The following is a 21,107-nucleotide window of genomic DNA, read 5'->3' on the forward strand; positions in this document are numbered from 1 at the left end:
CTTGGAATATTTAATTACCTCAACAAAAACTGGTGCACTTTGGCTCGGAATGACTGGTGTACTATGCCTCGGAATGGGTGGTGTAGTATGGGTCGGAATATCCATGAAACGCTAAATATTAAGAATAATGGCTCAATAGTTTATATCTGCATAAGCGAATTGCCTTTGAATGAACAAGAGCCTTTTAAAAATTGGCTTTTGAAAGAGGGGCAAACACAACCAGTAATAGAAGAAGAGCCGATTAAATTTGATTGCGCCTATCCGTGGGATTATGAGCTTTGGAAATCAAATCCAAATGCTACTCATTTGCTGTAGATTATTTTTTTTCTTTTGCTGTAACTAGACGTCTTTTTTTTCTTTAAAATACGGTTTTGCTATATTTTCTATCAATTTTGCTATAAAAATATATCGTTCAATGTCTTTTAAGGATTTTGATTACTTAATATCTATATTGAGAATTAGATAACCGTAATTTGTTTTTTTAAAAAAAACTTGAGCGGATTAATTTTATATAATCGGCTCAAGTAATTTCGTTTTGCATATTGAATAATTTGTTAATTAAATAAATCCATTTGATATGGAACACCGTGTTGTTCAAACATTTTAACTCTAAATTCATACCAAGTAGTTGAGTTTTTCATCACTTCAACTGCTTCATCAATAAACTGTTCAAGTTTACTTTGTCCCGCTTCATTTAAATATTGAAAATGTTTAAATCTTCTAACGCCAGCAACTATATAAGGGTTTTGCAATTGTATTGCCATTAATATATCTTTTGTGAAACGCCCGTAAATTACTTCAACAGTATATTTTGCAACCAACCAAGGTTTCCTGTAAACATTTGCACCTTGAACTTTCCAGCCCTTTAATCGAAACATCTCTTTGTAATACACTTGAGGGAATGTAACTTGATGAGCCTTAGCTGTATGCAAAACAAAGTTTTTTATCGCGTCTAATGAGATTTGGCTTGCTCCAAGTATAGCTAATCTTTCAAATTCTTTTTCCTTGTTTTCTTTCGATGGACTTTGCTTAATTCTTAATTCTGGTCCATCTAATAGAAACTGGAATAGTTCTGCTCCTGCAACTGGAATGTCTTCAATCTGATGTTCGTCCTTGACGGCATCCTCTGGTTTGGGTTTGTGTTTTTTCATATTTTATTAATTATAAATTTTTAATTTAAGAGGCTTTACAAATTGGGAAATGGGTTTATAATTTCCCCAAGAATTTTCCAGTAGAGTTAGTATGTTAGTGATGTCTGGATTATACTTTTTTGCTCTTGGCCAAGCATATTTATCTTTATTATTTTTCCCAATGTTATAAGCGTGAAATACATATATGAAGCTTTTATGCACGTGATTCGCTTTTGCGAACGAATCCACGTAGCTGTCATCATTGATGTAAGCTTGAATGTGTTTCAGTTTTTCGTTTGAAAAAAGATATTCTCTAGCAAAATTATCCGCTTCCTGCTCTTTTTCTCTTACTGAAAGTTGTCTTTCGCTTTCATCTTCAGAAAAATGATATTGTCCAACTTTAATTTCATCCCAGTCAAAAATTACGTGATACAATTCGTGGAGTAGGGCAAACCAAATTGTTGGATAAAAACCCCTGTAATCCGTTAATATAATGCAAGGTTTTCCATTAACGGGTATTGTAGCACCTCGTAAATGTATTGATGGAAGAGAAGCTTGCCAAACAACTGTAATGCCTAATTTAAACAAATCCTTTATTACATTAATTAATCCAAAATGTACATCAGTTGAATGCCATCTAATCTGCGAGAAATATTTAATAAGAGAGTTTCTGTTATATTCATACGAATTATTTAATGCCTTGATAGTTTTCTCAGCTTGCATTAACCATATTGACCTATTTTGTAAATTTTTAGGCTGAACTGCACCGGAGCTAAAAGCTACATCTACACTTGGGCTTTGATATTGAAAGATATCCTTTAGCTCAAAAAGCTCGCAAATATTTCGTTCAATTTCTTCAAAATCACTAATGCTTTTTATAAAGCCAACTTTTTTGAGCGTTGCTAAATCGAAGTTAGATTTTATGAATTCAATTTTGTCACTTGCTAATCTGTTCGTATCAGGAAAAGATTGCTCTAATGCCTCTAAATATAATTCGGCAACTTTTTGTTTTGAAATTTTAAGAAAACCAGCAAGTTTTAAAAGGATAAAAAAATCAACCCTTTTTTGAGAACCACTCAAAATTCCATTTAATGTTCTATATTCAATATCTATAATTTTTTGAGCATCTGTTCTGGTAATATCCAGTTCGTGAAGCCTTTTTTCAAACAGTGTGGTTAGCGTCGCTTTTTCGTTAACTTCTTGTGGTTTATACAAGTCGTTAAGTAATTGGTCTAAGCTAAAACTTTCGTTGTTTTCTGTCATTTATAAAATGTATTATTACAGATGCTAATATATCAATAATATATATTTAAATGTCATTTGGGTTGAAAAAATGTATTAGTACATTTTTTTTAATTAAACCTTAGCAAGAAGTTGATTTTTTAATTTCCAAAAAAATACGGTTTTGCTATATTATACGGTTTCCCGTAATTTAAATATGTGATTACTATCTATCTTAGTTCTAAAATTAAATAACTCAATTTATAAAAAGATGAATATTTAATCTGTCGGTCGGTATGTTATAATGGTTTTATGAAATTTACATTTATAGGAGAATAGAATCGTTACTTATGCCTGTATCGGTCGGCATGTTATAATGGTTTTTATAAATGAGCTTTAATTTACCATTAAACATCATTCTCTTAAAAACATTCGGTCGGTATACTATTACACTTTTAGATAAATTATCAACTTGTATTCATTTAATCTTTCTATTTTAGGAAATATTTAAATTAAAAATGTCTCATTGCCCTTTATGCCATTATTTCAAAAATCTGTAATTACCAAACATTTACAAAGTCAAGATAAATCTAAATTGCTTTTACAATGGAGCATATTTAAAAATCACTTTCACAATCTATTTATTCAAGAGAATATCCGTAGCAGTAAAGAAGAACAATACCAAGGAGAGTTCTTAATTGATTTGTTTGTTAATGGTTTAGGATATGTTAAAAACCCTACGCCAAATTTTAACTTAACGACAGAATACAAAAATGTAAAGGATAGTAAGAAAGCAGATGGTGCAATATTAGTTGATGGCAAGGTAAAAGCTGTTATTGAGCTAAAAGGAACAAACACTACCGATTTAGGCAAGATAGAAGTACAGGCATTCGGCTATAAAAACAATCAACCAGACTGTGCTTACGTTGTAACATCTAACTTTGAAAAGTTGAGGTTTTACATCGATAACGCAACAGAATTTTTAGAGTTTAATTTATTCCAACTTACAGAAAAAGAATTTGAATTACTTTATCTGTGTTTAGCTTACGAAAATATTGCAAATGATGTTCCTAAGAAATTAAAGGAACAATCGTTAAGCAAAGAAAAAGACATTACCAAAGCCTTATATACTGATTATTCGCTGTTCAAAAGAGAATTGCATCAAGATTTAGTAAAACAAAATTCAGCATTTGATGCATTGGAATTATTTAAAAAATCGCAAAAATTATTAGATAGATTTTTGTTTCTATTCTTTGCAGAAGACCGCCAATTGTTACCACCTAACTCTGTACGTTTAATTTTAAACGATTGGCGAGATTTACAAGAGAGGGATGAAAACGTCCCCCTCTATAACCGATTTAAAAAGTATTTCGAATATCTTAATACAGGATTTAAGGGCAAACGTTATGATGTTTTTGCTTACAACGGTGGCTTATTTAAACCCGATGAGGTTTTGGACGTTATCAAAATTGATGATGAATTGCTTTACAAGCACACACTAAAACTATCTGAATACGATTTTGCAAGTGAAGTTGATGTAAATATTTTAGGGCATATTTTTGAAAATTCCTTAAATGAATTGGATGAAATAAAAGCACAATTAGAGGGGACAGTAGCTGAAAAGGCAACAACTAAAAGAAAAAAAGACGGGGTATTTTACACACCAAAGTACATCACAAAATACATTGTCGATAATACCATTGGTAAGCTGTGCACCGATAAAAAAACAGAATTTAACCTGATTGAGGAAGATTACACAAACGATAAAAAACGTACTAAAGCAACCAAACAACCACTTTTAGAAAAACTAAATAACTACCGAAATTGGTTACTGCAAATTACTATCTGCGACCCAGCCTGTGGAAGTGGAGCTTTTTTAAACCAAGCTTTAGACTTTTTAATTACCGAGCATAAATACATTGATGAATTGCAAGCCAAACTATTTGGCGATGCATTGGTTTTGAGCGATATTGAAAAAAGCATTTTAGAAAATAATCTATTCGGGGTTGATTTAAACGAAGAAAGCGTAGAGATTGCAAAGCTGTCTTTATGGTTACGCACTGCACAACCCAATCGAAAACTAAACGACCTAAACAACAATATTAAGTGTGGAAACTCATTGATAGATGATGTGGCCATTGCCGGCGATAAAGCATTTAATTGGCAGACGGCATTTCCTAAAATATTTGAAAATGATGGTTTTGATGTGATTATTGGAAATCCGCCTTATGTTAGGCAAGAGCTATTAGGGAATATTCAGAAGAAGTATTTTTCTGAAAATTATCCAAATGTATTCAATGGTACTGCTGACTTATACGTTTATTTTTATAGTCTATCATTAACAATATTAAAGCCAAAGGGAATATTAGGATTTATAACTCCAAATAAATGGATGGAAAGAAAATATGGTTTTGAATTAAGGAATTATTTGAAGTCATTTTATATTCTTCAAATTATTAATTATGGTGAACTAAAAATCTTCGAAGATGCTTCTACTGAACCTGAAATCACAATTATCGAAAACACTATCAATAATCAAGATATAAAATATTCTATTATTAAATCATTAATTGATGCTCAAAATTATGATTATAAGTTACAATCATATAAAAAGGAAAATTTGGAAGATGCAATTTGGAGGTTTACTGATAATGAGGTTAATAATATCCTTAGAAAATTTAACAGTTCAAATTATACTTTAAACGAGTATACAAATGGAGGAAACTATAGAGGTATATTAACGGGACTAAATGAGGCATTTATTATTGATGAAAATACAAGAAATAAAATAGTTAGTAATGATAATAAATCCATTTCAATTTTAAAAAAGATGGTCGAAGGGGACGACCTAAGAAAATGGAGTTTATTATATTCAGGTAGGTATTTAGTTGCAACGGAATACAGTTTAGATGTTCCAAATGAATATCCTGCAGTTTTTGACTATTTAAAGTCGTTTGAGGAGAAATTAATAAAACGTCAGGATAAAGGATTAAATTATTGGAATTTGAGAAGTTGTGACTATTATAATGAGTTGGAAAAACCTAAATTAATTTATTATCATACAGCAGTTAACCATAACTTTTATTATGATACAGAAAAATATTATATAAGTGCGAACTGTTACTTTATAGCCAATGCTGATAGATACTTGCAGTGTGTTTTAAATTCAAAACTATTTAATTGCGTTAAAAAATATTTATTTCCAGCTTTTGGTGATAGCGAAAATGGGGGTAGGGTTAGATTAGATGCTAATAAAATGGTTAAACTGCCTATCAAGATAATTTCAGAAGAAATCAAGTCAAAATTTACCAAGAAAGCTGAAGAAATAACTTTATTCAGTAACCAACTACAGGAGCAATCTCAAAAATTCCAAAGAACGTTACAAAGAAAATTTGCTTTTGAAGTTCTATCTAAGAAATTACAATATTGGTATTTGTTAAGTTATGCTGATTTTATTAAAGAATTAACCAAGCAAAAAGTTAAACTTTCGATAAGTCAAGAAGCGGACTGGGAAGATTATTTTAATACCGAAGCAAAGAAAGTTTTAGCCTTAAAATCTGAAATAGATGCTACCGATAAAGAAATAGATGCAATGGTTTATAAGCTTTATGATTTAACTGCAGATGAGATTAAAATTGTGGAGCAGAGTTGAGCTTTATTTAGAGCTATAATGTTGAGTTCCCAGGGATATATCATTGTCACATATTCTGGTTAAAACCACAACAGTAATCAATTAACAATAATATTCATATAAAATAAAAGATAATTTAAATCGAATGGAAGATATTTTTAAACCTAGTAGCTTAACAATTAAACAACTATTTGGAAATACAGATAGTCTATATCAAATTCCAAGATATCAAAGACCATATTCTTGGGGCGATGACCAATTGGAAAAGCTTTGGGATGATTTAATTGAGGCAAAAGAGAATGACCCTAATTATTTTTTAGGTTCTGTTATCACCGCTAAGCCTGAAGATAGCTCAAGCTATTTGGATATTGTTGATGGACAGCAAAGACTTACAACATTAACTATTTTACTTTGTGTATATAGAGATTTATTCCCTAACATAAACCAAAATATACTTGACCAAGACCCTTTCGCAGTTGATAATAAAGTTATAGATAGTTCGATAAAATTTAATGACCGCTTTGAGAGATTGAGGCTTAGAACACATTCTAATCATCAGAGTGATTTCGAAACTATTATTTTAAATAACGATACTACTACAACAAAGAAACCGACAAAAAAAGATTTAAGAAAAGAAGAACCAAAGTTTAAGTTTCAAAATACTTCAAATTTTTTTACGAATAAATTAAATGAAATCGGAGAAGAGGAGGCTGGAGTTTTAATAAACTATTTATTCAATAGTGTTAAAATTATACGAATTGATTGCCAGTCAGTAGCATTTGCTATAAAACTTTTTCAGGTTTTAAATGATAGAGGACTTGACTTGTCAAATTCGGATTTAATTAAAAGCTTTTTGATAGGGCAGATACAAAAAAAGTATGAAAATGACTTAGAATTAAAGAAACAGAAAGAAGACCAATTTATGGACGATTGGAAAGTTTGTGAAAATTATTCTAATGATACTGAAACTACATTAAATGATTTATTTGTAATGTATGAGTATTATTTGCTAGCACAAAATCCAAAGAAGTCTTTATATGATGAACTTGTAGAAGAACTTAGAGGGAAAGACCCTAATCAAGTTATCAAGGAAATAAGAGATTTTATAGGTAATTATAGAACAGAAATTTATGATAAAGATGATAAACTAACTTATTCATTTTTCTATATAACCTGGGGAATGTATTGGCGTTCCATTTTACTCACAGCATTAAAAGAAAAATATCCAGATTATTTAGAATTTTCTAAAATTTTCAGGCGCTATTATTACTTGAATTGGATAGCAGGCAATACTCTAACAAAGATTAAGCAAACTTCATTTAATCTCATTAAATGGCTTAAAGAGAAGAAGTCTCTTGAGTTTATAAAAAATGAACTTGAACAAAATTCTGCTGAAACTACACGAAGAGCAATTGAAAATTTGCAAGGAGATATATATAATGAAAAATGGTGTAAGCCTTTACTTTTTTTAATTGAATATCAGCAGACAGACGATAGTAACCTTAATTTTTTAGCAATGTGGGACCGAAACATTCAAGTAGAACATATTCTTCCACGTGCTTATAGCAACAATTTAGAATGGAGAAATAAATTTGAATTGAATGACGAAATAGAAGACTGGGTAAATTCTGGTGCTAATCTTACTCTTTTGAGCGGAACAAAAAATTTGCAAGCCAGTAATTATGGATTTGAGAGAAAATTAGGCGCTTATACTGGAAAAGGATTTTACTCAGAAGAAAATGAAGGCATAACAGCTTTTAGGATTACTCAAAAGATTGTGGACGATTACACCAAAAATAAATACAATAAAGAGTGGAATTTAGAAGCGTTACAAGACCGTTGGAATTGGTTCTGTGGTCAAATAGAAACTATTTTGGAAATAGACCTAACTGAAATAAAGCATTAAAATCAAGAAAATTCTATGGATATAGAAGACCTTTATGAATTGATAAGAAAAGATAATGTTTGTCTTTTTATTGGTGCGGGATTTTCATTATATGCAGGATATCCTTCTGGAGGAACATTGGCAAAAATCATTTTTAACTCATTAACGGAAGAGGAAAAGAATAAAGTTTATGAAAATAGTGGCTTAAGTAAATTAGCCCAGGATTTTATAACGCTTAAAAATGGAAGTAGAAATGAATTAATTGCTATCCTGAGAAAAGAATTTATTAAAAAACCAACAAATACTCACAACCACGATTTGTTGAGTAGAGTGTCTTTTTTTAGAACTATCATAACGACTAATTATGATACTTTAATTGAGGACAGTTATACAAGTCGAGCTGTTGTAATATCAAAGCCAATAGATGTTACTATTCCTCAGCACAATAAAGTTAAAATTTACAAAATACATGGCGATATTCATGATGATAAAAGTATAGTTATCACCGACAAAGATTATTCAAATTTATACGGTACAGATTACAGAAATCCTTTTTGGGCTTCGATAATTAGTGAATTGGCTTCGAAGCATATAGTTTTTTTAGGATATGGATATGAAGATTTAAATGTATGGTCTCTTTTTGAGAAAATCCTTGAACATACAAACGGAGAGGGAAAAAAAATGTTCTATGTTTCTCCATTTATCCCTGAATTGAAAGAGGCTTTCTTGAAACAAAATGACATTCATAGCTATAAAATTACCGCAGAAGAATTCTTAAATGGCTTACATGAAAATATCAAGGATAATTTAAAAAAGGATATTGAAGATAAATCTATTTCCATCAGTACAGGACAGGAAGTATTTGATGCCCATAATTTAAAAATAGGGCTGAATTTATCACCTGAAAAAAATTGGATAACATCTATTGAAAATGCTACTGGAGTAACACAGCAGGAAATTCAATTTCAAATTTCAGATAGGCGGGTAATCGAAAAATATAAAAGATTTACGAATGGTAAAGGAGGGCTAAACCTTACTTTTACAGGAAAAGATTTAGCGAGTTTCAAATATTCTATTGAGGGTTTCAGTTTTCTTAAGCTTGATACTTTAGCAAAGTTAACCGTGCAAACACCCGCAGTATTTTCTCAAACTTGTTCAATTCAATTCTTGCATAGTGATTTTGAAGTAGAGAACATTAGATATGATGTTTACAACTTAAAAAGCAATAGGTTACTTGTTAAGACAACTATTGATACTTTCCGAATAGAGATAAATATTGATATAAGCAAACAACCAAAGTTTACTTTTAAGGTTAAAATTTTCGAACCTAACAAATTGATTTCAATTAATTCAGCTATTAAAGTCTATATGCTGGCTCATTTTATTTTTAGTGGTAAGTCCTTTAATTTGCATTTCCAAAACAATAAAAGCTTACTTAACAAATCATTAGATGTCAAAAATAACTTTACACCGAGTTATCTTGAAAAATTAAGGTTTTTTGAAGCTCTTAAGCAGATAGAAAAACATTTTAATGTGAAATTCAAGGATGTTAAAATTGCTGATTTACAGAAGTCTGCTTTGCCAGTTAATCATTTGTTAAAATTAATTAACCAAAAGCGTGTAATTGTAGATAATAAGGATGGAGTAATTATTGACGCTCAAAACAACAACATTGAAGTTGTAAGAGCATTAAAAAAAACATTGAAAAATAAAGTAGGGGTTGTAGTATTCCATAAAGGCAAAGAAATCATTCATCTTTTAGGTTTAGATTTTGATTTAGGAGATACTCAAATTTTGATTTTCGAGCCATACTCTTCTGAAGAAACTGATACATCAATATTGGTAAAAAGTAAAAGTAATACTATTACAATGATGTATGAGAAGTTTGGTTTTCAAGATGATGGCAATCTGATAGCAATTTGGTAATTAATTTTCCGAATGTGTTCTTTAATTTAAAATTAATAATCATTCGTATATTATACTATCGTGTCATCATTGGATTTAAATCTTTCCACACAACCCATCTTTTAAGCACTCTAATCAATTATTAATAATAATATGAGTAATTGTGTTTAAACTCCGAATAAAATCTATTATCCGCTCATTTCGACAGCAGATGAAAACTTGTATGCTATATTAATTTTCTACTTCAAGATTAATTTTAGCCCCACAATTAGCCCCACAGGGCAAAGAAAAAGCCCTAACTAATTGATTAACAATTAATTAGGGCTATAGTCAGCGGAGAGTGGGGGATTCGAACCCGCGGACCTGTAACAGTCAACAGTTTTCAAGACTGCCGCAATCGACCACTCTGCCAACTCTCCGCGACAAAAGTACAAACTCCATTTAATTTTGCAAATAGAGATCATGTTTTTTTTAAGAAAAATTGATAATTGCTTAACACAGAGAGAGAAAAATTTACTTCTTTCTCAAATTTCCTTCAATTGGGTCTGTTTTTTTAAACAAATTGAAGGTAGGACGTATGATTTTAACGCTTCTTTTACTCACATCTACACTTGCATTAAGCTCAAAACCTATTAATAAAATCAAAGAATTTAAATAAAGCCAAATCATTACAACAATTAAAGTTCCTATCGAACCGTAAACTTTGTTGTAAGAACCGAAGTTGTTGATGTAAAATGAAAATCCCCAAATGGTTAAAAAAGCCAAAATTGTCGCTAGCCAGGAACCGGCACTAAAAAGCTTCCATTTTTTTGCATGAGATGGACCATAACGATATAAAATGGAAATGGTAATAAAGTATAAAAAAGCAAGTAAAGACCAGCGTGTTAGTTGTATAGCGTAAACTGCTAAGCTATCCTTAATATGTAATTCTGTTTTTATATAATTTAATAATACTTCTCCCAGCGCCATTGCGCTAATGCAAATGATTATCGAAAAGCAAACAACTGTAGTTAATATTAAGGCAATTAAACGTTGCTTTAGCCAGCTTCGGGTTTCAATAATTAAAGAAGATTTATTAAATGCCTTCATTAAATTTTTAACACCGTTTGTGGCGAAGAAAATAGCTGATAGAAAGCCAAATGATAACAAACGACCGTTTTGTTTTTTGATTATATCTTTAAGTGTTGTTTCAAAGGCATCAAAAGCATTATGAGGTAAAATAAGTTCAATGATATTTAATAACTGATCTTGGAAACCTTTAATCGGGATAAACGGAATTAATGTGAAAAGAAAAATAATCCCTGGAAAAATGGCTAGCATAAAACTGTAAGCCAGCGATGATGATTTATTAACCAGCGAGTCTTTACCTATTTCTTTAAAAAAGAAAGTTGCAACAGTATAAAGAGGCAATGGACTAAAACCAGGCAATACGCAACCTTTAGTCCATTCGATAAATTCCGAATAGATTTTAAGTCTTAATAATTGCTTGTGTAACCAATCCATTAATTAAAATATTGACTCACACCCTCCATAAAATTTTTAGGTGGATGACAAGGTCTTCTAGTATTTTTATCAACGAAAACTAAAGTTGTTTTTCCAATATTTATAAGTTCTTCTTTTTCGTTGTAAATTTCATATTCTACATTTAAACGAACAGTAGGTAATTCTTTTACAATTGATTTAACCGTAAGCACCTGATTGTATAATGCAGGTTTTAAAAACTTAGATTGCAATTCTAGCAATGGCAACATTACACCATCGGCTTCCATAGATTCGTATGTTATTCCAGAACAAGCTTCAAAACATTCTGTTCTGGCAAGTTCGTAGTATAAGGCGTAATTGGCATGATGAACCACACCCATTTGGTCTGTTTCTGCATATCGAACCTTTACTTTAGTTTCGTGTACAAACATTATTTAAAAATGTTTCTTTTATTTAAAGCTTCGCGATATTTTTTCGCATTAATTTCATGCTCTGCTTTTGTTGCAGCAAAATTATGATAGCCAGAAAAATCTTCTTTAGCGCACATATAAATGAAATCATTTTGCTGACGATTCAAAACAGCATCTATTGCGTTAATACTTGGCATCATAATCGGGCCTGGTGGCAAACCTGCATATTTGTAAGTATTGTATAGCGATTGAACTTGTAAAAGTTTATTGGTAACGCGTTTTACTGTAAAATCGTTATTTGCGAAAATCACAGTAGGATCTGCCTGTAATAAAATTCCTTTGTTTAATCTGTTTAGGTATAAACCAGCAATTATCGGCATTTCTTTATCATAAAGTGCTTCAGCATCAACAATAGAAGCTAAAGTATAAACTTGAGCAGGGCTAAGGTTTAAGCTAGCGGCCTTTTGTTTGCGTTCTGCAGTCCAGAATTTATCATATTCTTTGTGCATACGTTCGAAAAACTCAACAGGTGATACATTCCAATACATTTCATAAGTATTGGGAATAAACATAGCATAAACATTATCCTGATTAAAGCCATATTTTGTTATTAATGGCGTCGAATCTAAAACGCTTATAAAACTTAACGAATCAGCCTCTAAGTTGCTTGCCAGATATGCAGCAAAATTCTCTTTTTTACGAATGTTTTGAAATTTTAATTTAACTGGTTCCTGGTTTCCAGCTTTAATCATATTAATTAAAGTGCGGTTTGTCATTCCTTTTTTTAGGCGGTAACGGCCAGGTTTAACGTTGGTTTTTAAGGTCATTTTATCAGCAGCAGTTTCAAAAGAAGCTGTGCTTTTAAGAATATCTTTAGTTTTTAAATTTGAAATTAGATCATCATAACTGCTAACTGTTTTAATGTAGAGGAATTTCTGATTTTCGGTAATATTGGGTGCAAAGTAAACTTTGTAAAGATTTAATGCGAAAAATCCACCAACCAAAATAACAAGCACTGCTATAATTATTGCAGCTTTTTTACCTGTATTCATTTTCTTTTTTTCTACTTCAGTCATTATTATAATATGCGTAATTTATTGTTGTTTGTTAGATAAGGTAATATTAATTTTTGTGCCTATTGTTACTTTGGTTAATGAATCTGCCGGCATCGGATCTTGTTTTGTAATAACTGCATTTGCACTATCTGTAATTGCACCTTCGTAAATAATGTTTCCTAAAGCTAACGCAGAACCTTTTAGGCTAAATTTAGCTTCGTCAATTGTTAGGCCAACTAACTGCGGAATATCAACATCCTGATTTCCTCTGCCATCTCCAAGCACAAGATTAATTCTAGAGCCAACCGGGATGGTTTGACCTGCTTCGATGGGTTGACCTCCAAAAGAGGCTTCTAAAACTACATCACGACTAACATCTGCCTTGTAAGAAGTATCGCCAAGTTTTAGTCTCGAACTTTCTATAATTGCCTGTGCCTCTCTTAAGGTCTTAAACGCAATATCTGGAAATTTTGTATTTGGTATTTTCCCCGCATTTATAGTTAAATAAATTGTACGATTGTCTTTTACAAAAGTATTTGGATCGGGATCCTGGTCAATTACAATACCTGCAGGCTGGTCTAAAATAAAAACAGAATCTACTTCATACTTCAAGCCTGCTTCTTCTAATTTTACTACAGCATCAGCAAAAGATAGTCCTTTTACCATCGGAACATTTAATCCCTGACCATGTTTAGTGTAAAATCTTAAACTAAAAAATGCAACAAGAAGAAGTACAATTACAGTAATAACGGCAGCTACTATGGTTGTTCGAAATGATTTGGTTTTTAAATAATCTATAAATTTAGACATGAATCTTAAAATATTGGGTTAAGCCAGTAAACTCAAATGTAATTATATTAATGTTTTAATGAACGATTGAATTCAATCATTTGTTATTCTGTTCTCTAAAATTAAATATTGCACAAAGATATTTATATTTTTGAGGATATATTTATATTCAATTTCTATTTATACCAGCATGAAAAAAACTATTGCATTATTAACTGGCGGAACCACAGGTGAATGGGTAATTTCGGTAAAAAGCGCAGCAACAATTGCTCAAAATATTGATACTGATTTATACGATGTTTACAAAATAATGCTAAACGATAAGGGATGGTTTTACGAACCATCCGATTCTGTTAAAATTGATATTGATAAAAATGATTTTTCCTTAACATTAGACGGTCGCAAAATTAAATTTGATGGTGTTTTTATTGCCATTCACGGTTCACCAGGCGAGGATGGTAAGCTTCAGGGCTATTTCGATATGCTAAAGATACCTTACACAACTTGTGATGCTTTAACTTCATCCATTACGATGAATAAAGGATACACAAAGGCAATTGTAGATGGAATTGATAATTTATATGTGGCGAAATCTATTCAAATATTTAAAGGAGGAAACCATAATTTAAATCAGATTAAGCAAGATTTAAAACTTCCATATTTCGTTAAGCCAAACAGCGGTGGCAGCAGTATTGGTATGAGCAAAGTTAAACATACGGATGATTTAGATGTTGCTGTTGAAAAAGCTTTTAAAGAAGATACGCAAGTATTAATTGAAGAATTTGTTAGTGGCAGAGAATTTTCTATAGGCGTTTACAAAGCAAATGGCGAAATAACGGTTTTGCCAACTACAGAAGTTATTCCAGCTAATGAGTTTTTTGATTTTGAAGCTAAATATACACCTGGTGCCACACAAGAAATAACACCAGGAAGTATGAGCGATGAAGAATTTTCGAGGGTACATCAAATTATTAAGGATGTTTACAAAAAACTGAATTGTAGAGGCGTTGTACGTGTTGATTATTTTCTTGAGCATGAAACAGGTAAATTTTATTTTATTGAGATAAATACAATTCCTGGTCAAACGGCGACTAGCTTTATTCCGCAACAAGTGGCTGCAATGGGCATATCGTTAAAAGAGTTTTATACCCGTTTAATGAAAGAAACTTTAAATTAAGTTTTTGAAAAAGGCGTATTTAAATATAATTCTTAATCCATGTACATTCAACAACTCTTAGATAAAGGTTATTCCGTTAAAGAATTCCCCAAAGATTCTATAATCTATGAGCCAGACATGCAGCCAAGATTTGTTTATTTTATTAAAAGTGGAGAAATAAGAATGGTTACTGTAAATGACGATGGAAAGGAATTTATACAAGGCGTTTTTAGAACCGGGCAATATTTTGGCGAACCAGCTTTATTAATTAACAGACCGTATCTTGCCTACACGTTTGCAAATAAAAATTCAGAATTAATTCTTGTTAAGAAAACAGATTTTTTCGACCTTTTAAAGGGCGATCCTGAATTTAGCATGGATTTAATTAAAGTTTTAAGCAAAAGGCTTTTCTACAAATCTATGATGTTAGAAGAACTTGCAAATGAAAAAGCGGAACATAGGCTGGAGACCATAATTAACTTTTTATTTACTGATATTTCTTCTGGCGAAAGCCTTAAAGTTACCCGACAAGAACTTGCTGATATGACTGGTTTGCGTGTTGAAACAGTGATAAGGGGGGTGAAATTATTAGAAGATAAAAATCTAATCATACTTAAAAGAGGCAAGATTTATAAAATATAATCAACTGTCTATTGTACAAAAGTTAGGCTTTTTTAAATTTCTAACGTTTTATAATTATGATTTAGATCATAATTTAGCGGATTCTCAAATCTTACATTTGTACTATAAATAAATTCAATTATGGCAGAGCTTTCAAAATTTCAAGCTGTATTACAATGTAAGTGCCCACGTTGCCGTAAAGGTGATATTTTTACCGGTAGCGCTTATGCTTTTAAACTTCAAAAAACTAATGTGAATTGCCCATACTGCAATTTAAAATTTGAAAGAGAGCCTGGTTTTTTTTATGTGGCTATGTTTGTTAGCTACGCAATGAATGTTGCAGAAATTATTACAATAGGAGTGGCATCTTATATTTTAGGTTTGCCACTTATTTACGAAAACTTGTGGTATTACGTTGGGCTAATTCTATTAGGAGTTTTTCTCCTTTCACCAATCAATTATCGATACTCGAGAGTTATATTATTACATTGGTTAACTCCAAACCTGGGGTATGTTCCAGGTAGCGGAGATAAAAAATAAAATTTTAAAGAACCAAAGTCCCGATGCAAAATCGGGACTTTGGTTCTTTATTTCTTTGCTGGATGTTGAACATATTCAGAGAGTCTAACAACTTTTCCATCTTTTAATTTAATATCATTATATAATCCTATAGTATCGCTTTTTCCATCTTTTGTAGTAGAAATTTGTTTATACCAAAGGCTTACCCATTCTTCACTTTTATCCGTATTAATAACCGATTCAAAATCAAGCATTTTAATTTTAAAGCTGCTCATTTTGGCAAACTCCCTTTGTATTTCCTTAAGAAATTCAGATTTAGTGCCTTTAAACTGGTAACCATCGAGGTCGAATAGTACACTATCCGATAGGATTTTGCCCATACTTGCAGTGTCTAGATTTTCGAAAGTTTTAATGAGATTCATTGCGGTTAAAGCATTTTTACTATCAGTATTCATTTGCCAACTTTGCATTTTTTCAATTGCATATGGATACTTTGTTGTATCTGTTGAGACCGAATCAGCCTTTTTTGTTTCTTTTGTTTGGCAAGAAGCCAAAAACAATGCAGATGCAAGTAAGAGGAATAATTTTTTCATTTTGCTTATTTTTAGAGTGAAATGATTAATTAAATATACTAAATATCTGATTGTTAAATTATTGCGATATTTTTTTTTATTTTTTTAATCTCTTTTAAATAACCCAATAAGCAGATTTAAAATGGGTAGGATTTGAATTAAGATAAAAACAAATGCAATACGGTTAATAGTAAGGCTATTTTCACTATAATAATTTGTTGAACCTTGTTTTGTCGTTTCGATTAAAGCAAGAGATTTATAAAAATTATAATTAACCCAAATGAAGATGAAAATTAATAAAATCGATAAAATAATATGAATCCAACTTAACGATTGGTACGCGAGACAATGTTGTAAAAATTTATAAATCGAACTAAAAAATAAAAGTAAGATTGCTATTATTCTTAAAAATTGGGTGAAATTGATTATATAATAAGTATCTAAAAAGTTTAAATGGATTGTTTGTGTGCTTACAAAAAACGAGGCAACTAGAAATAGTGTGGCTGCAATAAGGAGAAAATTGTATGGTTTAAGTATAACTTTCATTATTTAATTTGACTGATAAGCCCAACCAATCCTTTAACTTTTTCTTCCGAAGTTAACTCATATTGATATTCATCATTGATACTACCCATTTTAGTTTCTGTATTTCGATAAACCATTTGGCTTTGAACAAATACTTTGGCTGAAGCATGGAAATTTGTAGCTCCTGTTTTATCTATTAATTCTTGAATATTGCTTTCATTTATACCAGCTCCAGGCATAATAGAAATTCTTCCGTTCGCCCGCTTTACCAATTCAGCGAGTTTTTCAATACCTTGAAAAGCTGAAGAAGATCCCCCTGAAGTAAGCACACGAACGACTCCTAAATCTATCAAATCTTCCAAAGCCGTTTCCATATTATTACTCATATCGAAGGCTCTGTGGAAAGCTACTTGCATAGGCTTTGCTAAGTCGATTAATACTTTCGTGCGTTCTTTATCTATTGAACCATCTGCTTTGAGTATACCAATAACTACTCCATCACAATTTAATGATTTACAGGATATTATATCTTCTTTCATTAAGTCGAACTCTATGTCGGAATATAAAAAATCCCCACCTCTTGGGCGAATGATTGGCCAAATTTCTATAGATAAATTTCGCTTTGCTAATGCGATTTGACCATAACTTGGGGTTGTTCCGCCTTCGGCTAAATTATCACAAAACTCAACGCGTTTTGCACCACCATTTTGTGCGGCTAAAGCAGATGAATACGAGTTAGCACATATTTCTAAAATACCAGACATTAGTAATAACTTTTCCCTTTTATCAGTAAATCTTGCTTTTCGCTATTACAAACAGCATAACTAAAGCCCTGTTGTATTGCGTATGCACCATATTCGCCTTTTTTATTTATTGCTAAAAATCCAACTTGAATATTTTTAGCAATTTCTGGTTTCTTTTTAATGATGCGCATAACTGCTTCTTTACAAGCAGCTTCTGGTGTGTAGCCTTGTCGCATCAATTCAACAACTAAAAATGAACCAACATTACGCACTACTTCTTCGCCAACACCAGTAGATGTTGCGCCACCAACTTCATTATCTACAAATAAACCTGCACCAATAATCGGACTATCCCCAATTCGGCCATGTAATTTATAAGCCATTCCGCTTGTAGTACATGCACCAGAAATATTTCCTTTTGCATCAATAGCAAGCATACCAATTGTATCGTGGTTGTATTGATTACCAGGTAATTTTTGAGGAGCTACTTTATCATAAAGTTTATTCTCAATATTCATTACAGGTGCATATTTAGCTGTTATTAGCCACTCTTTCCAGGCTTTTTCACTCGCTGGCGTAAGTAAATTCTCTTTCTTAAAGCCCTGTTCTAAAGCAAATTGTAATGCACCGTCTCCGGCAAGCATAACGTGAGGAGTTTTTTCCATCACTTTTCTAGCTACAGAAATAGGATGTTTTATATGTTCTAGAGCTAAAACGGCACCACAGTTTCCAAGATCATCCATAATACAAGCATCAAGGGTAACTTTTCCATCCCTATCTGGCAAGCCACCGTAGCCAACCGATTGATTTTTTTCATCGGCTTCAGGTACCCAAACACCTTGCTCAACAGCATCTAAAGCTCTTCCGCCTTTTGATAATACTTTCCATGCATCAGCATTTGCGGCAATTCCAAAATCCCATGTGGAAATTACAATTGGAAAATTTGCAGCATTTGTAGTTTTTGAAGGAATTGCATCAGCCATACTGGTTTTATCAATGGCTAATAAGCCAGCAGAAAGAGCAGAGGCTTTTATAAATTTACGACGATTAAACATTTGTTTGGTAAAGTAATTAATTATTTGAAATGATTTAAGGAATATTGTTTGAATAATGAGGGAATTATATCAACTTTTTTATTACCTGAAAGTTGAAAACATATAGCTGTTAACTAATTTCAAAAGTATCTGCATCTTTTAAGAAGGGAAATTGGCGCCTTATTTTAACCAATTCTTCATAATTAATGGTTACAGTGTACATATCTTCATCTTCAGGCTTATAGTAAACAGTGCTTCCGTATGGGTCGATAACCATTGAATGGCCACCATGATAAACTTGATTACCATCGTGACCAACACGATTAACACCAATAACGTAGCTTTGGTTCTCTATTGCCCTTGCAGGAATTAATGCTTTCCAATGGGACGAACGTTTATCTGGCCAGCTCGCAACCAAAAGTAAGATATCGTATTCTTCATTTACGTTACGCAACCAAACAGGAAAACGCAAATCGTAACAGACTGCTAATCTGATTTTCCAGCCTTTAAGCTCAACTATTAGTTTATCTGTCCCAGGGCTAAAATGTTTGTCTTCATTGCCCATTCCAAACAAGTGACGTTTATCGTAATGTTTGAATTCTCCATCTTGGTTCATCCAGATTAGGCGATTAAAATAATGTCCGTTTTCTTTAATAATTAAGCTCCCAGTGACTACACAATTATATTGATGAGCTATTTTTTGCATCCATTGCATAGTGGGTCCACCCATTTCTTCGGCAAGTGTTTCAGAATTCATACTAAAACCACTATTAAACATTTCTGGTAAAATTATTAAATCTGTTTTTTCTCTAACGCCCATGGATAAGCGTAAAGCCAAATTTAAAAGGTTTTTCTCTATGTTTTCCCAAAATAAATAAGCCTGAAAAATGGTTACTTTCAGGTTTTCTATTTGAGTGTAAATAGGTGTTTCCATATGTTTATTTTTGCGGGATGATTAAACATTTTTTAATTTCTCTGCAGCCAAGGCAAGGGTTGAATTTTCTTTGGCAAAGCAGAAACGAATAATTTTATGGTCTGTTGCTTTTTGGTAGAATGCCGAAACAGGGATAGTGGCAACTCCAAATTCTTTTATCAGCCTAATACTGAAATCTGTATCCTTTTCCTCGCTGATATCACTATAGCTTGCACATTGAAAATAAGATCCATTACAAGGTAATAGTTTAAATCGGCTCTCAGCTAAAAGCCCTCTAAAGTAATCGCGTTTTTCTTGAAAGAAATTTCCGATTCCTAAATAATTTGCTGGTTCTTTAATGTATTGGGCAATGGCTTGTTGCATTGCACTATTAACGCTAAAAACATTAAATTGGTGTATTTTTCTAAATTCTTTGGTTAGTGTCTCTGGTGCGAGGCAGTAGCCCAGTTTCCATCCTGTTGCATGTAAAAGCTTGCCAAAAGATGCTACAATAAAACTTCTTTCCTTTAATTCAGGGTAAAGCATTACACTTTGATGTTTCTGTTCATCGTAAATTAAATGTTCGTAAACCTCATCGCTCAAAATTAAAATATCAGTTCCGCTAATCAGTTTAATTAACGCTTGCATATCATTATCTGATAAAATACTGCCTGTTGGATTCTGTGGAGAATTCAAAATAATCATCCTGGTTTTCGCTGTAAATAGCTTTTTAACCATATCCCAATCAATTTCATAATTGGGTGGAGCAAGCTCATAAGTTTTTACCAAACCGCCTAAAAGTTTTATAGTTGGTGCATAACTATCATAAGCAGGTTCGAAAATTATCACTTCATCGCCATTATTAATAATTGTAGTTAAAGCGGTAAAAATAGCTTGTGTTCCGCCAGCTGTTACGGTAATTTCTGTATCAGGATTATATTTTACTTTATATAGATTTTCTACTTTTTCGGCAATATTTCTTGTCAATAATGGCGAACCAGGCATTGGTGCATATTGGTTAAAACCATCTTTCATGGCTTTGTTAACTAAATCAATAAGCATTGGGTCGCAAGGATAATCTGGAAAACCTTGAGATAAATTAATGGCATTATGTTCTGCCGCAAGCTTAGACATTACCGAGAAAATGGTTGTGCTTACGCCGGGAAGTTTCGATTGTATATTTAACATCTTATAAGCGAAAATAGCAAAAAAAGCTTGAAATGTTAATTACTAAAAGGTTAAAGCGGTGTTTCTTTTTTAAATTTTAATCTTTTTTGAAAAGTAGAAATATGAAAAAGATTCGGTGATACTTCGTTAAACCTTTGAAATGAAATACCATCCAAATTTCATAAACCCATTTTCGTTGCAACAAAAGCGAGAGTGAGGTTATCGATAAAGTTAACACGCAAATTTTTTAAATAAATATTAAGCATGTAATATTTTAATTAATATTAGTCACTATTTTTATTTAATCCAAATAAATAATTTTCTTTGTCATAAATAACCTATTTCTATT

Annotated in this window: 18 protein-coding genes and 1 tRNA gene; 7 read left to right on the forward strand and 12 right to left on the reverse strand. The window is 31.7% G+C overall.

Features of this window, described 5'->3' with window-relative positions; translation table 11 throughout:
• The first annotated feature begins 165 nt into the window (after window positions 1–165).
• Window positions 166–315 (forward strand): hypothetical protein, encoded by a 150-nt coding sequence (locus ACFOUY_RS02935; protein WP_378958957.1) that lies wholly within the window; start codon window positions 166–168, stop codon window positions 313–315.
• 239 nt (window positions 316–554) lie between these two features.
• Here ACFOUY_RS02935 and ACFOUY_RS02940 read toward each other — a convergent pair whose 3' ends face one another.
• Together ACFOUY_RS02940 and ACFOUY_RS02945 are read right to left on the reverse strand one after the other, a co-directional pair.
• Window positions 555–1,151 (reverse strand): P63C domain-containing protein, encoded by a 597-nt coding sequence (locus tag ACFOUY_RS02940; RefSeq protein ID WP_378958958.1) that lies wholly within the window; start codon window positions 1,149–1,151, stop codon window positions 555–557.
• A 6-nt stretch (window positions 1,152–1,157) separates the two neighbouring features.
• Window positions 1,158–2,393, reverse strand: coding sequence for an ImmA/IrrE family metallo-endopeptidase (locus tag ACFOUY_RS02945; RefSeq protein WP_378958959.1), 1,236 nt, complete (start codon window positions 2,391–2,393; stop codon window positions 1,158–1,160).
• Window positions 2,394–2,886: 493 nt separating this feature from the next.
• Between ACFOUY_RS02945 and ACFOUY_RS02950 the strand changes: the two genes are divergently transcribed.
• From ACFOUY_RS02950 to ACFOUY_RS02960, 3 genes are all read left to right on the forward strand, one after another.
• Window positions 2,887–6,003 (forward strand): Eco57I restriction-modification methylase domain-containing protein, encoded by a 3,117-nt coding sequence (locus tag ACFOUY_RS02950; RefSeq protein WP_378958961.1) that lies wholly within the window; start codon window positions 2,887–2,889, stop codon window positions 6,001–6,003.
• Window positions 6,004–6,127: 124 nt separating this feature from the next.
• Entirely contained in the window at window positions 6,128–7,888 is a 1,761-nt protein-coding gene (locus ACFOUY_RS02955) for a DUF262 domain-containing protein (RefSeq protein ID WP_378958962.1), read from the forward strand.
• A 15-nt stretch (window positions 7,889–7,903) separates the two neighbouring features.
• Window positions 7,904–9,793, forward strand: a complete 1,890-nt coding sequence (locus ACFOUY_RS02960) for an SIR2 family protein (RefSeq protein WP_378958964.1) — start codon at window positions 7,904–7,906, stop codon at window positions 9,791–9,793.
• 313 nt (window positions 9,794–10,106) lie between these two features.
• Here the strand turns inward: ACFOUY_RS02960 and ACFOUY_RS02965 are convergent.
• The 5 genes from ACFOUY_RS02965 to ACFOUY_RS02985 form a co-directional block, all read right to left on the reverse strand.
• Window positions 10,107–10,191, reverse strand: a tRNA-Ser gene (locus tag ACFOUY_RS02965).
• Between the two features lie 94 nt (window positions 10,192–10,285).
• A complete protein-coding gene (locus tag ACFOUY_RS02970; protein WP_378958965.1) occupies window positions 10,286–11,275 on the reverse strand; it encodes a YihY/virulence factor BrkB family protein in 990 nt (329 codons plus the stop codon).
• The gene (locus ACFOUY_RS02975; protein WP_378958966.1) at window positions 11,275–11,685 is read right to left on the reverse strand and encodes an acyl-CoA thioesterase; all 411 of its coding nucleotides are present in this window, start codon (window positions 11,683–11,685) and stop codon (window positions 11,275–11,277) included. The genes ACFOUY_RS02970 and ACFOUY_RS02975 overlap by 1 nt, the downstream gene beginning before the upstream one ends.
• A complete protein-coding gene (mltG, locus tag ACFOUY_RS02980; RefSeq protein WP_378958967.1) occupies window positions 11,685–12,740 on the reverse strand; it encodes an endolytic transglycosylase MltG in 1,056 nt (351 codons plus the stop codon). The genes ACFOUY_RS02975 and mltG overlap by 1 nt, the downstream gene beginning before the upstream one ends.
• Window positions 12,741–12,758: 18 nt before the next feature.
• On the reverse strand, window positions 12,759–13,529 hold the full coding sequence (locus ACFOUY_RS02985; protein WP_378958968.1) for a PASTA domain-containing protein: 771 nt from the start codon (window positions 13,527–13,529) through the stop codon (window positions 12,759–12,761).
• A gap of 169 nt (window positions 13,530–13,698) precedes the next feature.
• Between ACFOUY_RS02985 and ACFOUY_RS02990 the strand changes: the two genes are divergently transcribed.
• From ACFOUY_RS02990 to ACFOUY_RS03000, 3 genes are all read left to right on the forward strand, one after another.
• Entirely contained in the window at window positions 13,699–14,685 is a 987-nt protein-coding gene (locus tag ACFOUY_RS02990) for a D-alanine--D-alanine ligase (RefSeq protein WP_378958969.1), read from the forward strand.
• Window positions 14,686–14,724: 39 nt separating this feature from the next.
• Window positions 14,725–15,306 (forward strand): Crp/Fnr family transcriptional regulator, encoded by a 582-nt coding sequence (locus tag ACFOUY_RS02995; protein WP_378958970.1) that lies wholly within the window; start codon window positions 14,725–14,727, stop codon window positions 15,304–15,306.
• A 120-nt stretch (window positions 15,307–15,426) separates the two neighbouring features.
• The gene (locus tag ACFOUY_RS03000) at window positions 15,427–15,825 is read left to right on the forward strand and encodes a DUF983 domain-containing protein (protein WP_378958971.1); all 399 of its coding nucleotides are present in this window, start codon (window positions 15,427–15,429) and stop codon (window positions 15,823–15,825) included.
• Between the two features lie 47 nt (window positions 15,826–15,872).
• On the opposite strand, the gene ACFOUY_RS03005 is transcribed toward ACFOUY_RS03000, so the two are convergent.
• The 5 genes from ACFOUY_RS03005 to ACFOUY_RS03025 form a co-directional block, all read right to left on the reverse strand.
• On the reverse strand, window positions 15,873–16,397 hold the full coding sequence (locus tag ACFOUY_RS03005; RefSeq protein ID WP_378958973.1) for a hypothetical protein: 525 nt from the start codon (window positions 16,395–16,397) through the stop codon (window positions 15,873–15,875).
• 524 nt (window positions 16,398–16,921) lie between these two features.
• Entirely contained in the window at window positions 16,922–17,665 is a 744-nt protein-coding gene (locus tag ACFOUY_RS03010) for a copper homeostasis protein CutC (protein ID WP_378958974.1), read from the reverse strand.
• Window positions 17,665–18,699 (reverse strand): N(4)-(beta-N-acetylglucosaminyl)-L-asparaginase, encoded by a 1,035-nt coding sequence (locus tag ACFOUY_RS03015; RefSeq protein ID WP_378958975.1) that lies wholly within the window; start codon window positions 18,697–18,699, stop codon window positions 17,665–17,667. The genes ACFOUY_RS03010 and ACFOUY_RS03015 overlap by 1 nt, the downstream gene beginning before the upstream one ends.
• Before the next feature lie 109 nt (window positions 18,700–18,808).
• A complete protein-coding gene (locus ACFOUY_RS03020; RefSeq protein WP_378958976.1) occupies window positions 18,809–19,612 on the reverse strand; it encodes a nitrilase family protein in 804 nt (267 codons plus the stop codon).
• 21 nt (window positions 19,613–19,633) lie between these two features.
• A complete protein-coding gene (locus ACFOUY_RS03025; RefSeq protein WP_378958978.1) occupies window positions 19,634–20,779 on the reverse strand; it encodes a methionine aminotransferase in 1,146 nt (381 codons plus the stop codon).
• Between the last annotated feature and the right edge of the window lie 328 nt (window positions 20,780–21,107).

Origin of the sequence: Pedobacter jamesrossensis (assembly GCF_042650905.1) — a bacterium.
Classification (GTDB): Bacteria; Bacteroidota; Bacteroidia; order Sphingobacteriales; family Sphingobacteriaceae; genus Pedobacter; species Pedobacter jamesrossensis.

Excerpts from the sequence above, each read along its gene's own strand:
- ACFOUY_RS02940 (WP_378958958.1), bottom strand. The coding sequence starts at position 1,151 with ATGAAAAAACACAAACCCAAACCAGAGGATGCCGTCAAGGACGAACAT.
- ACFOUY_RS02945 (WP_378958959.1), bottom strand. The coding sequence starts at position 2,393 with ATGACAGAAAACAACGAAAGTTTTAGCTTAGACCAATTACTTAACGAC.
- ACFOUY_RS02950 (WP_378958961.1), top strand. The coding sequence starts at position 2,887 with ATGCCATTATTTCAAAAATCTGTAATTACCAAACATTTACAAAGTCAA.
- ACFOUY_RS02955 (WP_378958962.1), top strand. The coding sequence starts at position 6,128 with ATGGAAGATATTTTTAAACCTAGTAGCTTAACAATTAAACAACTATTT.
- ACFOUY_RS02960 (WP_378958964.1), top strand. The coding sequence starts at position 7,904 with ATGGATATAGAAGACCTTTATGAATTGATAAGAAAAGATAATGTTTGT.
- ACFOUY_RS02970 (WP_378958965.1), bottom strand. The coding sequence starts at position 11,275 with ATGGATTGGTTACACAAGCAATTATTAAGACTTAAAATCTATTCGGAA.
- ACFOUY_RS02975 (WP_378958966.1), bottom strand. The coding sequence starts at position 11,685 with ATGTTTGTACACGAAACTAAAGTAAAGGTTCGATATGCAGAAACAGAC.
- mltG (WP_378958967.1), bottom strand. The coding sequence starts at position 12,740 with ATGACTGAAGTAGAAAAAAAGAAAATGAATACAGGTAAAAAAGCTGCA.
- ACFOUY_RS02985 (WP_378958968.1), bottom strand. The coding sequence starts at position 13,529 with ATGTCTAAATTTATAGATTATTTAAAAACCAAATCATTTCGAACAACC.
- ACFOUY_RS02990 (WP_378958969.1), top strand. The coding sequence starts at position 13,699 with ATGAAAAAAACTATTGCATTATTAACTGGCGGAACCACAGGTGAATGG.
- ACFOUY_RS02995 (WP_378958970.1), top strand. The coding sequence starts at position 14,725 with ATGTACATTCAACAACTCTTAGATAAAGGTTATTCCGTTAAAGAATTC.
- ACFOUY_RS03000 (WP_378958971.1), top strand. The coding sequence starts at position 15,427 with ATGGCAGAGCTTTCAAAATTTCAAGCTGTATTACAATGTAAGTGCCCA.
- ACFOUY_RS03005 (WP_378958973.1), bottom strand. The coding sequence starts at position 16,397 with ATGAAAAAATTATTCCTCTTACTTGCATCTGCATTGTTTTTGGCTTCT.
- ACFOUY_RS03010 (WP_378958974.1), bottom strand. The coding sequence starts at position 17,665 with ATGTCTGGTATTTTAGAAATATGTGCTAACTCGTATTCATCTGCTTTA.
- ACFOUY_RS03015 (WP_378958975.1), bottom strand. The coding sequence starts at position 18,699 with ATGTTTAATCGTCGTAAATTTATAAAAGCCTCTGCTCTTTCTGCTGGC.
- ACFOUY_RS03020 (WP_378958976.1), bottom strand. The coding sequence starts at position 19,612 with ATGGAAACACCTATTTACACTCAAATAGAAAACCTGAAAGTAACCATT.
- ACFOUY_RS03025 (WP_378958978.1), bottom strand. The coding sequence starts at position 20,779 with ATGTTAAATATACAATCGAAACTTCCCGGCGTAAGCACAACCATTTTC.